This is a genomic window from Methylobacterium sp. UNC378MF (genome assembly GCF_900103195.1).
In the GTDB taxonomy this organism is placed as follows: domain Bacteria; phylum Pseudomonadota; class Alphaproteobacteria; order Rhizobiales; family Beijerinckiaceae; genus Methylobacterium.
The window spans coordinates 159,632-172,712 of record NZ_FMWU01000009.1 but is presented as its reverse complement, the minus strand read 5'-3'; the positions used below and the strand labels follow the sequence as shown (position 1 = coordinate 172,712).

Annotated in this window: 14 protein-coding genes; 6 read left to right on the top strand and 8 right to left on the bottom strand. The window is 67.7% G+C overall.

Annotated elements, in window-relative coordinates:
* Positions 1–237: 237 nt before the first annotated feature.
* The 6 genes from BLT59_RS11725 to BLT59_RS11700 all read right to left on the bottom strand — a co-directional run bounded on the left by BLT59_RS11725 (position 238) and on the right by BLT59_RS11700 (position 7,131).
* Positions 238–621 carry an SUF system Fe-S cluster assembly protein gene (locus BLT59_RS11725; RefSeq protein ID WP_091779651.1) on the bottom strand — a complete coding sequence of 128 codons (384 nt, stop codon included), beginning with the start codon at positions 619–621 and terminating at the stop codon, positions 238–240.
* A gap of 51 nt (positions 622–672) precedes the next feature.
* Entirely contained in the window at positions 673–1,917 is a 1,245-nt protein-coding gene (locus tag BLT59_RS11720; RefSeq protein WP_091779649.1) for a cysteine desulfurase, read from the bottom strand.
* Between the two features lie 203 nt (positions 1,918–2,120).
* Positions 2,121–3,443 (bottom strand): SufB/SufD family protein, encoded by a 1,323-nt coding sequence (locus tag BLT59_RS11715; protein ID WP_091779647.1) that lies wholly within the window; start codon positions 3,441–3,443, stop codon positions 2,121–2,123.
* A gap of 3 nt (positions 3,444–3,446) precedes the next feature.
* The gene (gene sufC, locus BLT59_RS11710) at positions 3,447–4,199 is read right to left on the bottom strand and encodes a Fe-S cluster assembly ATPase SufC (RefSeq protein WP_091779740.1); all 753 of its coding nucleotides are present in this window, start codon (positions 4,197–4,199) and stop codon (positions 3,447–3,449) included.
* Between the two features lie 223 nt (positions 4,200–4,422).
* Complete coding sequence (gene sufB, locus BLT59_RS11705; protein WP_091779645.1) at positions 4,423–5,892, bottom strand: Fe-S cluster assembly protein SufB; 1,470 nt, start codon at positions 5,890–5,892, stop codon at positions 4,423–4,425.
* 69 nt (positions 5,893–5,961) lie between these two features.
* Positions 5,962–7,131 carry a cysteine desulfurase family protein gene (locus BLT59_RS11700; RefSeq protein WP_091779643.1) on the bottom strand — a complete coding sequence of 390 codons (1,170 nt, stop codon included), beginning with the start codon at positions 7,129–7,131 and terminating at the stop codon, positions 5,962–5,964.
* A 272-nt stretch (positions 7,132–7,403) separates the two neighbouring features.
* Here BLT59_RS11700 and BLT59_RS11695 point away from each other — a divergent pair, with 272 nt between their 5' ends.
* From BLT59_RS11695 to BLT59_RS11685, 3 genes are all read left to right on the top strand, one after another.
* Entirely contained in the window at positions 7,404–8,060 is a 657-nt protein-coding gene (locus tag BLT59_RS11695; RefSeq protein ID WP_091779641.1) for an alpha/beta hydrolase, read from the top strand.
* An 86-nt stretch (positions 8,061–8,146) separates the two neighbouring features.
* A complete protein-coding gene (locus tag BLT59_RS11690) occupies positions 8,147–8,533 on the top strand; it encodes a response regulator (RefSeq protein WP_091779639.1) in 387 nt (128 codons plus the stop codon).
* 58 nt (positions 8,534–8,591) lie between these two features.
* Entirely contained in the window at positions 8,592–9,884 is a 1,293-nt protein-coding gene (locus BLT59_RS11685; protein ID WP_091779637.1) for an O-acetylhomoserine aminocarboxypropyltransferase/cysteine synthase family protein, read from the top strand.
* A gap of 146 nt (positions 9,885–10,030) precedes the next feature.
* Here the strand turns inward: BLT59_RS11685 and BLT59_RS11680 are convergent, their stop codons facing one another.
* Both BLT59_RS11680 and BLT59_RS11675 read right to left on the bottom strand, forming a co-directional pair.
* Positions 10,031–11,200, bottom strand: coding sequence for an acetyl-CoA acetyltransferase (locus BLT59_RS11680; RefSeq protein ID WP_091779634.1), 1,170 nt, complete (start codon positions 11,198–11,200; stop codon positions 10,031–10,033).
* A 157-nt stretch (positions 11,201–11,357) separates the two neighbouring features.
* Positions 11,358–11,927, bottom strand: a complete 570-nt coding sequence (locus BLT59_RS11675) for an NUDIX domain-containing protein (RefSeq protein WP_091779739.1) — start codon at positions 11,925–11,927, stop codon at positions 11,358–11,360.
* A gap of 131 nt (positions 11,928–12,058) precedes the next feature.
* Between BLT59_RS11675 and BLT59_RS11670 the strand changes: the two genes are divergently transcribed.
* The 3 genes from BLT59_RS11670 to BLT59_RS11660 are packed head-to-tail and all read left to right on the top strand — an operon-like array spanning position 12,059 to position 13,079.
* Positions 12,059–12,550 (top strand): hypothetical protein, encoded by a 492-nt coding sequence (locus BLT59_RS11670; protein WP_091779632.1) that lies wholly within the window; start codon positions 12,059–12,061, stop codon positions 12,548–12,550.
* Positions 12,547–12,798 (top strand): monovalent cation/H+ antiporter complex subunit F, encoded by a 252-nt coding sequence (locus BLT59_RS11665; protein ID WP_091779630.1) that lies wholly within the window; start codon positions 12,547–12,549, stop codon positions 12,796–12,798. The genes BLT59_RS11670 and BLT59_RS11665 overlap by 4 nt, the downstream gene beginning before the upstream one ends.
* Positions 12,795–13,079 carry a monovalent cation/H(+) antiporter subunit G gene (locus tag BLT59_RS11660; RefSeq protein ID WP_091779628.1) on the top strand — a complete coding sequence of 95 codons (285 nt, stop codon included), beginning with the start codon at positions 12,795–12,797 and terminating at the stop codon, positions 13,077–13,079. Before BLT59_RS11665 ends, BLT59_RS11660 begins: the two co-directional genes overlap by 4 nt.
* Positions 13,080–13,081 lie beyond the last annotated feature (2 nt).

Genomic DNA, 13,081 nt, shown 5'->3' with positions numbered 1-13,081 from the left:
ACCAACCATGTCGCGGGAATGGCCGCTCTCGCAGCGGCCGCCCCCGATCTGCGTGGTCATGGTTAGCGCGGCATTAACGGCTACGTAGATCGCCGCATATGAGGGAAATCCCGTTCTTCATCCGCGCCGCGACGGAAGCGAGGCAGGCCTCTGTTGCGGCAAAGTGGACCCGGCGTGGCAGATGTCGTTGCGCCGCACCCGGCGGCGTCTTTAGGACCCCTGAGCGTCCGGACCGCCCTACCACATGTCGAGGGCGACGCGGGCCTCGTCCGACATGCGGCTCTGGTCCCAGGGCGGATCGAACACCATGGTTACCGCGCAGGATTGCACGCCCGGCACGGCGCTCACCGCGTTCTCCACCCAACCGGGCATCTCGCCTGCCACCGGGCAGCCGGGAGCGGTCAGTGTCATGTCGATCGCGACGTTCCGATCGTCGCCGATGTCGACCTTGTAGATCAGGCCAAGCTCGTAGATGTCGGCCGGAATCTCGGGATCGTAGACCGTCTTCAGCGCCGCGACGATGTCGTCGGTCAGGCGATCCATCTCCGCCGGCGGGATCGCGGAATCGCCGGCGACGGCGGGGGCGTTCATGCCCCCCGTAATGGTGGCGTCGGTGGTCATCGCTTCACTCTCCCCGGACCCGTGCGGACGGGACCAGCCACGAACCAGATATCAGGTGAACAGCATTTCTGCTCGACCGAGCGCTTCGGCAAGGGCATCGATCTCCGCGGTGGTGTTGTAGAGGCCGAACGAGGCCCGGCAGGTCGAGGTCACGCCGAAGCGCTTGAGCAGCGGCATGGCGCAATGCGTCCCGGCCCGCACGGCGACGCCCTGGCGGTCGATCACGGTGGCGATGTCGTGCGCATGCGCCCCCTTCATCTCGAAGGCGATCACGCCGCCTTTCCCCGGCGCAGTGCCGATCAGCCGCAGCGCGTTCATCGCGCCGAGCCGCTCCTGCGCGTAGGCCGTGAGTTTAGCCTCGTGCGCCGCAATGGCATCGCGCCCGACCTTCATCATGTATTCGAGCGCGGCTCCGAGACCCACCGCCTCGATGATCGCCGGTGTGCCGGCTTCGAACCGATGCGGCGGATCGTTGTACGTGATCGCGTCCTCGCTCACCGTCCGGATCATCTCGCCGCCGCCCTGATAGGGCGGCAGGCGCTCCAGCCACTCCTTCTTGCCATAGAGCACGCCGATCCCGGTGGGGCCGTAGACCTTGTGCCCGGTGAAGACGAAGAAGTCGCAGTCGAGCGCCTGCACGTCGACCGGCTGGTGCACGGCGCTCTGCGCGCCGTCGAGCAGCACCGGCACGCCGTGGGCGTGGGCGATGCGCACGATCTCGGCGGCCGGCGTCACGGTGCCCAGCACATTCGACATGTGGGTGATCGCCACCATCTTGGTCCGAGGTGAGAACAGCTTCTCGTATTCCTCGACCAGAAAGTTGCCCTCATCGTCCACCGGTGCCCACTTGATCACGGCGCCGCGGCGCTCGCGCAGGAAGTGCCAGGGCACGATGTTGGAATGGTGCTCCATGATCGAGAGGATGATCTCGTCCCCTTCGCCGATCAGCCCGGCCCAGCCCATCGACGAGGCCACGAGGTTGTAGGCCTCGGTGGCATTGCGGGTGAAGATGATCTCGTCGGTCGAGGCGGCGTTGAGGAACTGGCGGGTCGTCTCGCGCGCGCCCTCGAATCCTTCGGTCGCGGCATTCGCCATGTAGTGCAGGCCGCGATGGACGTTGGCGTAGCCGGTCTCCATGCAAGAGACCATCGCGTCGATCACCTGCCTCGGCTTCTGAGCGGAGGCGGCGTTATCGAGATAGACGAGCGGCTTGCCGTAAACCTGCTGCGCCAAAATCGGGAAATCCCTGCGGATCGCCTCGACGTCGTAGGCTGGGGTGAGGACGGGTGCGTTCATGGTCGCGACCTTCCGAAAACTTCGCCGATCCCGAAAACAGCCCTCATCCCGAGGGGTCGGAGCGAAGTGGAGGCCTCGAAGGAGCCCTCCAGCTGGCGTTGCAGTCCCTGGATCCCTCCTTCGAGGCCCGCTCGCGCAGGCTCCATCGGATGAGCGTCGGGTTGTAGGAGCGGCCGACCCTGCAGCCGGGTCGGCCAGGGTCGTCAGCCGCGCGCCCTGAGCCAAGCCTCGATCTCGCCGATGAGCGCCGCGCGGGCCCCCTCGTGCGTGACAGACTCCACAGCTTCGCCCACGAAGGCCTGAACCAGCAGGCTCTCGGCGACCGGGCGGGGCAAGCCGCGGGCCATCAGGTAGAACAGCAGATCCGGATCCGGCGCGCCGCAGGTTGCTCCGTGGCCACAAGCGACGTCGTCGGCGAAGATTTCCAGCTCCGGCTTGTTCATCATCTGCCCCTCGTCTGTGAGGAGGAGGCAATCGGACTTCATCTTGCCGTCGGTCTTCTGCGCAACCTGACGGACGATGATCTTGCCCTGAAACACGCCCGTGGCGTCGCCGTCGATGATCCACTTGAACTGCTCGCGGCCGACGCCGCCAACCGCGGCATGGTCGGCGAGCAGCGTCGAATCGGCGAGCTGGCCGTTCCGCAGCATCGCCGCCCCGTTCACCACGACGTTGGTGTCGTCCCCCGCGACGTGCACGTAGATCTGGTGGCGCGACAGCACCGCCCCGGTCACGAGGTTCACGGTCTCGACCTGACCCTCGGCCTCGACCTTCAGCGACAGGGTCGAGAGCGCGATGGTGGCGTCACCCTCCTTGTTGAGGCGAGTATGCCGGAAAGCCGCCCGCGGGCCGACCACCACGTCGAGGGCATCGTTCGGCTGGCAGGTGAGCCCGTCCGGACCTTCATGGCTTTCCAGCAGAGCGAAGTCCGCCTCCTCGCCGATCTGCACGAGCACGCGGGTGGCCGTCGAGAACGGCGCCGCGCCCGAGCCGACGAAGCGCAGATGGACCGGCCGGTCCGGCTTCGCGCCGGGTGCGACCGCGATGACTGCGCCGTCCGCCAGGAAGGCGGTGTTCAGCTGGTAGACCGGGTTCTCACGCGCCTGGGGCACCGGAGCGAGCTGCTTCAGGGCGGCGTCGCCCTGGGTCAGCGCCTCGTTGAGCGGCACGACGCGGACGCCGTCCGGCAGGCTGTCGAGGTCGGACAGCTCGCGGACGAGATGGCCGTTCACGAAGGTCAGGCGCGCGGCCTCGATCCCGCCAAAGCCGGTGGCCTGCGCCACGGCGGCCTTGGCGGCCTCAAGGCTCGGCGCCTCGGCCGGGGGGGCCGCCTCGGTGATCGCGGCGCGCAGGTCGGTGTACTTGAACGCCTCGACCCGGCGGCTCGGCAGGCCGGTCGCCTCGAAGAAGCGGAACGCCTCCTCGCGCGCGATCGTCGCGTCGCTGGCGAAGCTCTGGCGGGCGGTCTCGAACAGCTTCGACAGGCCGGCCTCGGCGGGGGAGCGGAGGTTGGTGACGTCGGCCATGGTTCAGGCGGCCTCGCTGGTGCGGTACTCGGCGTAGCCGGAGGCCTCGAGCTCGAGGGCGAGCTCCTTGCCGCCGGTCTTCACGATCTGGCCCTTCGACATGACGTGCACGGTGTCGGGCACGATGTGGTTGAGCAGCCGCTGGTAGTGGGTGATGACGAGGAACGAGCGGCCCTGGTCGCGGAGCGCATTCACGCCCTCGGAGACGATGCGCAGGGCGTCGATGTCGAGGCCGGAATCGGTCTCGTCGAGCACGCAGAACTTCGGCTGCAGCAGCGCCATCTGGAGGATCTCCATGCGCTTCTTCTCGCCGCCGGAGAACCCGACGTTGAGGGCGCGCTTGAGCATCTCCTTGTTGATCTCGAGCTTGTCGGCCGCGCCGTTCACCGCCCGGATGAAATCGGGGGTCGACAGCTCGGCCTCGCCGCGCGCCTTGCGCTGCGCGTTCAGGCAGGCCTTGAGGAAGGTCATGGTGCCGACGCCCGGAATCTCCAGCGGGTACTGGAAGGCCAGGAAGATGCCGGCCGCGGCGCGCTCGTCGGCGGCCATCTCCAGCACGTTCTGCCCGTCGAGCAGGATCTCGCCGTCGAGAACCTCGTAATCCTCCTTGCCGGCGATGACGTAGGAGAGGGTCGACTTGCCCGAGCCGTTCGGGCCCATGATCGCCGCGACCTCGCCGTCGTTCACGGTCAGGTTCAGGCCGTTCAGGATGCGGTTGTCCTCGATCTGCACGACGAGGTTCTTGATTTCCAGCATGTCTTGGTCGTCCTGTTCGAATTCGCTGATTGTCCCCTGCCCCGAGGCCTCGCTGCTCACGCACCCTGGCGTGACGAAGTGCGACGCGCTCTCCTCCCCCTTGCGGGGAGGAGTTGGAGGTGGGGGTGGAGCAGAAGGCAACGCCGCACTTTATCCGGCACCACCCCCACCCCTGCCCCTCCCCGCAAGGGGGAGGGAGGATGCACACACCCGTTGAGGGCCCTTAGCCCACCGAGCCTTCCAGGCTGATCGAGATCAGCTTCTGGGCCTCGACGGCGAACTCCATGGGCAGCTGCTGCAGCACGTCCCGGACGAAGCCGTTGACGATCAGCGCGGTCGCCTCCTCCTCGGAGAGGCCGCGCTGCTGGCAGTAGAACTTCTGCTCCTCGGAGATCTTCGAGGTGGTCGCCTCGTGCTCGAACACCGCCGAGGCGTTCTTCGACTCGATGTAGGGCACGGTGTGCGCGCCACACTGGTCGCCGATCAGCAGGGAGTCGCAGTTGGTGAAGTTCCGGGCATTTGAGGCCTTCCTGTGGGCCGAGACGAGGCCCCGGTAGGTGTTCTGCGAGCGACCCGCCGAGATGCCCTTCGAGATGATCCGGCTCGTCGTGTTCTTGCCGAGATGGATCATCTTGGTGCCGGAATCGACCTGCTGCATGCCGTTCGACACCGCGATCGAGTAGAACTCGCCGCGGGAATCGTCGCCGCGCAGGATGCAGGACGGGTACTTCCAAGTGATCGCCGAGCCGGTCTCGACCTGCGTCCACGAGATCTTCGAGCGGGCGCCGCGGCAATCGCCGCGCTTGGTCACAAAGTTGTAAATGCCACCCTTGCCGTCATTGTCGCCTGGGTACCAGTTCTGAACGGTCGAGTACTTGATCTCGGCATCATCGAGGGCGACGAGCTCGACCACGGCGGCGTGCAGCTGGTTGTCGTCGCGCTTCGGGGCGGTGCAGCCCTCGAGATACGAGACGTAGGAGCCCTTGTCGGCGATGATCAGCGTGCGCTCGAACTGGCCGGTGTCGCGCTCGTTGATGCGGAAATAGGTCGACAGCTCCATCGGGCAGCGCACGCCCGGCGGGATGTAGACGAACGACCCGTCGGAGAAGACGGCGGAGTTGAGCGTCGCGAAGAAGTTGTCGGTCGCCGGCACCACCGAGCCCAGGTACTTCTGCACCAGCTCGGGATATTCCTGCACGGCCTCGGAGATCGGCATGAAGATCACGCCAGCCTTCGAGAGTTCCTTCTTGAAAGTGGTCGCCACCGAGACCGAATCGAAGACGGCGTCGACGGCGACGCGGCGCTCAGGGGCGATACCCTCCAGCACCTCGACCTCGCGCAACGGGATGCCGAGCTTCTCGTAGGTCTTCAGGATCTCGGGGTCGATCTCGTCGAGCGACATCGCCGCGGGGCGCTTGGGCGCCGCGTAGTAGTAGATGTCGTTGTAGTCGACCTTGTCGTAGGCGACGCGCGCCCACTCCGGCTCCTTCATGGTCAGCCAGCGCCGATAGGCGTCGAGGCGCCACTCCAGCAGCCACGCGGGCTCGTTCTTCTTTGCCGAGATGAAGCGGACGACATCCTCGGAGATGCCCTTCTCGGACTTCTCCATCTCGATGGTGGTCTCGAACCCGTACTTGTACTGGTCGAGGTCGATCGAGCGGACCCGGTCAATGGTTTCCTGCACGGCAGGCATCAGCGTCTCCTGGGCATCTCCGGCGTCAAGGACCGGGAAGCGTCTGGCGGAAAGCGGGGGATGCGGCCCTCAGGCCGCCTGTCCTCGCCGTCTATATAGGGGCTGCAAGGCCCGTTCGAAGGCGTCGAGGAAGCATGCCACCTCCTCGTCCACCGAGTTCCAGCCGAGGCTGACGCGCAGTGCCCCCCCGGCGAGATCAGGATCGACGCCCATCGCGGCGAGCGTCGCCGAGCGCGCGACCTTGCCTGACGAGCAGGCCGAGCCCGACGATACCGCCACGCCGGCGAGGTCGAGGGCGATCAGGGCCGCGGGGGCGTCGAGCCCCGGGACCGAGAAGCTGAGGGTGTTGGGCAGGCGTGCGGCACCGGCGGCGAACACCACCGCACCCGGAGCCAGGGCGCGCACGCCCGCCTCGATCCGGTCGCGCAGGGTCGACAGGCGCGCCGCCTCCCGTGCGAGGGATTCGCGGGCGATCCGGGCGGCCTCGCCCATCCCGACGATCGCCGGCAGGCACTCGGTGCCGCAGCGCTGCCGGCGCTCCTGGCCGCCGCCGCGCAGAAAGGCCCTCTCCAGAGTGACGCCGTCGGCCAGCACCAGGGCGCCGACGCCCTTCGGCGCCCCGAATTTGTGGCCCGACAGGGTGAGCGCGTCGAGACCGAGGCCGGCCATGTCGAGGGGGATCTTCCCAGCCGCCTGCACGCCGTCGCTGTGAACCAGGATCCTGTCATGCTTTCGGGACAAGCCGACGATATCGGCGAGCGGTTGCACCGCGCCAGTCTCGTTGTTGGCGGCGTGGACCGAGAGAAGCACGGTCTCATCCGCCAGCGCGGCGAGACGCGCCTCCAAGACGGCGAGATCGACCACGCCGTCGGCCTTGACCGGCACCTCCTCCGCGGCCGCCTCGGGGAACCGATGGCCCGCCGCGACGCAGGGATGCTCCGTCGCCGAGTAGAGAAGCCGGGTCGGGGCCGGCGTGCCTCGGCGCCGCAGGGCGCCTGACAGGGCCGCGTTCGCTGCCTCGGTGCCGCCGCTAGTGAAGACGACCTGCTCGGGCCGTGCATGTACCAGGGCCGCGACCTCGGCGCGGGCCGCTTCGAGAGCAGCCCGGGCCGCGCGGCCCTCCGCGTGGATGGAGGACGGATTGCCGGGGAGCATCAGCGCGCGCGCCACTGCGTCCGCGACGTCAGGGCGGACTGGCGCGGTCGCATTGTAGTCGAGATAGGCACGTGCCCGGCTCATCCGCGTTCCGTTAGCCCTCTGCTGCGGCGCGTCACAATTCCTTGCCCGCGCACCGGCTCGCCGTGCTAAGGCGCGCCGAGAGAATGAGATCCCGCCGACCCAGCCCGGTCGGCGTTGCAGCCGGCGCGGAGCTTCAAGCGGCTTCCTTAGAATAGTTCTAATCATCTAGAACTATTCTAAGACTGCTTTTATGGGGCGTGCGCGACGAGTCAAGGTTGCCGCGCCGCCGCGCCGATCGCCCGGCGGGCGGTCTCGAGAGTGAGAGACGAGCGATGCCCGAAGTCATCTTCACCGGCCCGGCCGGCCGCCTGGAAGGTCGTTACCAAGCTCCCAAGAAGCGCGGTGCGCCGATCGCCATCATCCTGCACCCGCATCCTCAATTCGGGGGCACGATGAACAATCAGATTGTGTACAATCTTTTCTACACCTTCGCCAATCGTGGGTTTGCAGCCCTGCGCTTCAATTTCCGTGGGGTCGGTCGCAGCCAGGGTTCCTTCGACCACGGCTCGGGCGAGCTGTCGGATGCCGCCGCCGCCCTGGACTGGGTGCAGTCCGTCAACCCTGAGGCGAAGTCCTGCTGGATCGCCGGCGTGTCGTTCGGCTCGTGGATCGGTATGCAGCTGCTGATGCGCCGTCCCGAGATCGAGGGCTTCATCTCCATCGCCGCAATGGCGAACCGCTACGACTTCACCTTCCTGGCCCCCTGCCCCTCTTCCGGATTGTTCGTGCACGGTTCCGAGGACCGGGTGGCCCCCGCTCGTGAAGTCATGCCGGTGATCGAGAAGGTGAAGACCCAGAAGGGCGTCATCATCGAGCACCAGATGGTCGACGGCGCGAACCATTTCTTCGACGGCAAGGTCGAGGAACTGACGCAAACGGTGGACACCTACCTCGACAAACGCCTCGGCAAGCGCGACGAGGCGGCCTGACCCATCCGGTCCCTGCGCCTTGACGCGGGGAGCCCCGGAGGAATAGGGCGCGGACTTCGGAATTAGGACTCACCTTCGCAGGTCTGATGTCAGATAGCCCGTCCGACCAACCCGTGGTGCTCCTGGTGGAAGATGACGGCCTCCTGCTGATGGAGGCGTCTGACACCCTTGCGGATGCGGGCTTCACCGTCGTCGAGGCGACGCATGCCGACAAGGCGCTGAAGGTCTTGGAGAACCGGGACGATGTCGGCGTCCTGATGACCGACGTCGACATGCCGCAGGGCTCGATGGACGGTTTCGCCCTCGCCCGCCTCGTGGCGCATCGCTGGCCGTCGATTCCCGTTCTGGTGGTATCCGGGATGGGCACGCCCGGCCCCCACGACATGCCGGATGGCGCTCGCTTCATTCCGAAGCCCTACGAGCCGACGACCCTGGTCCGAACCCTTCAGGCCTTCATCAGCCGCGCGGCTTGACCCACAGATCCGCTCGGGTTCACCCACGGTCCGGGCACTGAACACCCGACCGAGAGCCATGACGGATCAGACCCGACCCTACCGCTTCGCGACCCGGGCCATCCATGCCGGCGCGGCGCCGGACCCCGCCACGGGCGCGCGGATCCAGCCGATCTACTTCACGAACGGCTTCGTGTTCGACTCGACCGAGCAGGCGGCGGATATCTTCGCCGGCCGGCGGACCGGCTTCTCGTACTCCCGCGGCTCCAACCCAACGGTCGCTGCGCTGGAACGCCGCATCGCCGACCTTGAGGGCGCCAAGGGTGCGGTGGCAGTCTCCTCCGGGCAGTCGGCGATGCTGCTCGTTCTGATGACTCTGATGAAGAGCGGCGACGCGTACGTCGCGTCGCCGCGCCTGTTCGGCGGCTCGCTCGGCCTGATGCGCCGCCTCGACGGCCGCTACGATCTGAAGCCCCGCTTCGCCGCCGGCATGCGCCCTGAGGATTTCGAGGCGGCGATCACTCCGGACTGTCGGGCGATCGTCTGCGAGTCGATCGTAAATCCCTGCGCCTCCGTGATGGACCTCGACGGAATCGCGGCGGTGGCCCGGCGCCACGGCCTGCCGCTGGTGGTCGACAACACCCTCGCCTCACCGGCCCTGATCCGCCCGATCGAGCACGGAGCCGACATCGTCGTGCACTCGACGTCGAAGTTCCTGGGCGGATCCGGCCAGACCATCGGCGGCGTGATCTGCGATGCCGGCCGCTTCGATTGGTCGAAATCCGGCGGCTACAACCTGATCACCGAGCCCTGGCCGGATTACGACGGGCTCGTCCTGACTAAGGCTTTCCCGGCGACCCCGTTCGCGGCGGCGTGCCGGTTCTTCGGCCTGCGCGACCTCGGGCCCGGCCTGTCACCGATGAACGCGTTCCTGACGCTCATGGGCATCGAGACCTTGCCGCTGCGCATGGAGCGCCACTGCGCCAATGCGCGAGCGGTGGCGGCCTTCCTCAAGGATCATCCGGCGGTGGCATGGGTGAGCTACCCGCTGCTGCCGGGACAACCCGGGGAGGACCTCGCCCGGCGCTATACGCCGAACGGGCCGGGCTCGATCTTCACCTTCGCGTTGAAGGGTGGCGAGCCGGCGGCGCTCACGTTCATCGCCGGCCTCGAGCTGATCTCACACCTCGTGAACATCGGCGAGATCAAGTCGCTGGCGATTCACCCATCCTCGACCACGCACCGGCAGCTGCCGGAGCACGAGAAGGCCGCCGCGCAGGTCGGGCCCGAAACCGTCCGCCTCTCGATCGGGCTTGAGAACGAGGCCGACCTGATTGCCGATCTCCAGCAGGCGCTGGACAAGCTGGACTGAGCACGACGTTCGTGCTCGGGGAGTGCGTGGGCTCCCGCGCTCGCAAAGACGCTGACGGCGAGGCGATGCGCCCCGCACTCGATCCTCTCCCGCGAGACAGAGGAAAGCTGTGATTCGTGATCACCAACGGTGCGTGGGACCGCTGCTCAGCGCCGCCGCTCCAGGATCGACACGTAGTTTGCCACCGCCGCGCCGCCCATGTTGAAGATCCCGGCGAGTTCGGCCCCGGGCACCTGCATCTCGCCAGCCTCGCCCATGAGCTGGAGGCAGGCCATCACGTGCATCGACACGCCGGTGGCGCCCACCGGGTGACCTTTGGCCTTCAATCCGCCGGATGGGTTGATCGGTAGCCTGCCGCCCTTCTCGGCCAGCCCCTCGCGCACGACGCGGTAGCCCTCACCGGGAGCGGCGAGCCCCATGGCCTCGTACTCGATCAGCTCCGCGATGGTGAAGCAGTCGTGGGTCTCCACGAAGGACAGATCCGCGTTGCTGAGCCCGGCCTGTGCGCGCGCCTTCTCCCAGGCCATCCGTGCGCCCTTGAACTCCGTGGGGTCGCGGCGGGACAGGGGCAGGATGTCGTTGACGTGCGCCCGGGCGCGAAAGCCGACCGCCCGATCAAGCCCCTCGGCCAGCTCGGCATCTGCCACCACCAAGGCCGCCGCGCCGTCCGAGATCAGCGAGCAGTCGGTGCGCCGCAGGGGCGCTGCGACGTAGGGATTTTTGTCTGAGACGCGGTTGCAGAAGTCGAAGCCCAGATCCTTGCGCAGCTGCGCGAAGGGATTTCCAACACCGTTGCGGTGATTTTTGGCGGCGATACGGGCGAGCTCCTCGCTGCGGTCTCCGTAGCACTGGAAGTATCCCGCCGCGATCCGTCCGAACACGCCGGCAAAGCCCCCTTCGATGTCGGCCTCCTCCTTGCGGTAGGAGGCGCCGAGGAGGATGTCGCCCGTCTCGGCGACGGTTTTGGCCGTCATCTTCTCGGCGCCGATCACCAGGGCCACCCGGCCGCGGCCACTATCCACGAAGTCAAGGGCAGCATACAGCGCCGCCGAGCCGGTGGCGCAGGCATTCTCCAGATGGGTCGCCGGCGCGTGGGCGAGGCCCGGCCGGTTCACTGCCACCAGCGAGCCCTCGAAGCCCTGCTTCGAGAAGCCGGTATTCATCGAGCCGACATAAATGCCGTCGACCTGGGATTCCTCGATCCCGGCATGGGCCAGCGCCTCGCCCGAAACCCGGGCGATCAGCCCTTCAACATCCGGCTCCTCCAGCTTGCCAAAGGGTGTGTGGGCCCAGCCCACGATGCAGGCGCGCGTCATCCGGTGACCTCCCGAGTCTTGCGCGGACGATGGGCCCGCCGTGGCCGGCGATCAAGCCGTCCCGAGCGACCTCACCGCAGGTGGAATGCGATCCACGCGGCCGCGGTGAGCGCCAGTGCAGTCAGGAGGCCCCGGACGAGCCCACGATAGCGGCGTCTCACGTCTCAAACAGCTCCGGATGCCGCGCCCGGAGCGAAAGAACCAGGGTAAGTGTCTTCAGATCGGTGATCTCGGCGCGGTCGGCTCGGCCGGCGAGTTCGGCCAGCGGCATCTCGACGACCCGGATATTCTCGTGCTCGCCCTCGGCCCCGCCGCCGGCCCCCGCCCGATCCGCCTGGCCGTAGGGCGCGAGATAGAGGTGGATCTTCTCGGTGGTGAGGCTCGCGCAGGAATAGGCGGCGGCGACGAATTCCAGGGCGTGCAGATGCAGGCCCACCTCCTCCATCGCCTCCCGGCGGGCGTTCGCTTCCGGGCTGCCGTCCTCGATCAGGCCGGCCGGGGCCTCTAGCTGGACCTGCTCGCCGGCCACGAATAGCGGCGGGACCCGCAATTCGCGAACAAGCGTGGCGACCCTGCGCTCGGGGTCGTAGGGCAGGATCCCGACCGAGTTGCCGTGATCCTCGATCTCCCGCTCGACCACGGCGCCGTCGGCGAGGCGGACCTGAGCAATCCCGAACCGGCTCCAGCCCTGGTGGAGGAAGCGGATATTGAGGATCTCGGCTTTCATGCGCATTTCCATCTCTGATCGCCCTACACGGAAGCGTATCTTCGAGTTCCGGGAACGCCGACGCCCGCGGCGAAGTTTGGTCGGATATGCGCATCGCCACGCTTCCGCGGGGCACGCCCCGGTCAGGATCGATGCGGGCAGGACCGATCAGTGGGATCAGGAGGCGCTCGCGACGCGACGGCGTCGCGATCTGGCTCGTCCTCGTCGTAACCTACATGGTCTTCGCCGGGTCGGTGAGCGCGAACGAGGGCCTCGCCGCCCTCGCCTGCGCCAGTCTCGGCACGTTTTGGTGGTGGGGCGTCGGCCGGCGCGGCGGCGTGCTGTTCCGCTTCGACCGAGGGACGCTGAGTCCAATCGGGCCTGCGCTTCGTGGCATGCCGCGCCAGACGGCCCGAGTGGCCCTTCACTTGGTGAGGGCGCTGCTCGGTGGCGTCGGTGGCGGGACGATCCGTGAGCGGAGCGCCGCCGAATTCGCCTGGGCAACGCCCGAGGGCCGGACGGCGCCGGCCGCGCGGGCTACCGGGCTGCTTGCCGCCTCGCTCGCCCCTGACAGCTACGTGCTCACTCTCGACCGCGAACACGGAACGGTGGCGACGCACGTCCTGGCGGATGACGCGCCATGACCATCTGGACGGCCGCCATCCTGGCGCTGCTGCCGCCACTCGCGCTCGCAGCGGCCCTGGCGTGGCGGGGCCCGCCTGGCCAGCGCTTCGCCGCCTACCAGCTCGTCGGCAGCGTCACGGTCCTGATCCTGACGCTCATGGCCTTCGCCACCGATCAGGCCTCGATCACCGACCTCGCCCTCACTCTGGTCCTGCTCAACCTGCCCGGCACGATGTTGCTCGCGGTCTTCCTGGAGCGCTGGATATGAGCGTCGTCATTGGTCTTCTGCTGACCCTCGCGGTGGCGGTGACGTGGCTCTCCGCACTCGCCCTGTGGCGTCTCCCCCGCGCCCTGGACAGGCTGCACGCGCTGGCCTTCCTCAACGTCTCGGCCTCTGCCCCCATCACGGTGGCTGCCTTCCTGGCCGACGGCCTCTCCGGGCGCTCGCTCAAGATCCTGCTGATGATGGTCATCTTCCTCGGCTGGGCGGCGGTGCTGTCGCACGTGTCCGGGCGGGCCGTGCTGATGCGCGAGGGCCGTTCGGCATGAGG

Excerpts from the sequence above, each read along its gene's own strand:
- BLT59_RS11725 (WP_091779651.1), bottom strand. The coding sequence starts at position 621 with ATGACCACCGACGCCACCATTACGGGGGGCATGAACGCCCCCGCCGTC.
- BLT59_RS11720 (WP_091779649.1), bottom strand. The coding sequence starts at position 1,917 with ATGAACGCACCCGTCCTCACCCCAGCCTACGACGTCGAGGCGATCCGC.
- BLT59_RS11715 (WP_091779647.1), bottom strand. The coding sequence starts at position 3,443 with ATGGCCGACGTCACCAACCTCCGCTCCCCCGCCGAGGCCGGCCTGTCG.
- sufC (WP_091779740.1), bottom strand. The coding sequence starts at position 4,199 with ATGCTGGAAATCAAGAACCTCGTCGTGCAGATCGAGGACAACCGCATC.
- sufB (WP_091779645.1), bottom strand. The coding sequence starts at position 5,892 with ATGCCTGCCGTGCAGGAAACCATTGACCGGGTCCGCTCGATCGACCTC.
- BLT59_RS11700 (WP_091779643.1), bottom strand. The coding sequence starts at position 7,131 with ATGAGCCGGGCACGTGCCTATCTCGACTACAATGCGACCGCGCCAGTC.
- BLT59_RS11695 (WP_091779641.1), top strand. The coding sequence starts at position 7,404 with ATGCCCGAAGTCATCTTCACCGGCCCGGCCGGCCGCCTGGAAGGTCGT.
- BLT59_RS11690 (WP_091779639.1), top strand. The coding sequence starts at position 8,147 with ATGTCAGATAGCCCGTCCGACCAACCCGTGGTGCTCCTGGTGGAAGAT.
- BLT59_RS11685 (WP_091779637.1), top strand. The coding sequence starts at position 8,592 with ATGACGGATCAGACCCGACCCTACCGCTTCGCGACCCGGGCCATCCAT.
- BLT59_RS11680 (WP_091779634.1), bottom strand. The coding sequence starts at position 11,200 with ATGACGCGCGCCTGCATCGTGGGCTGGGCCCACACACCCTTTGGCAAG.
- BLT59_RS11675 (WP_091779739.1), bottom strand. The coding sequence starts at position 11,927 with ATGAAAGCCGAGATCCTCAATATCCGCTTCCTCCACCAGGGCTGGAGC.
- BLT59_RS11670 (WP_091779632.1), top strand. The coding sequence starts at position 12,059 with ATGCGGGCAGGACCGATCAGTGGGATCAGGAGGCGCTCGCGACGCGAC.
- BLT59_RS11665 (WP_091779630.1), top strand. The coding sequence starts at position 12,547 with ATGACCATCTGGACGGCCGCCATCCTGGCGCTGCTGCCGCCACTCGCG.
- BLT59_RS11660 (WP_091779628.1), top strand. The coding sequence starts at position 12,795 with ATGAGCGTCGTCATTGGTCTTCTGCTGACCCTCGCGGTGGCGGTGACG.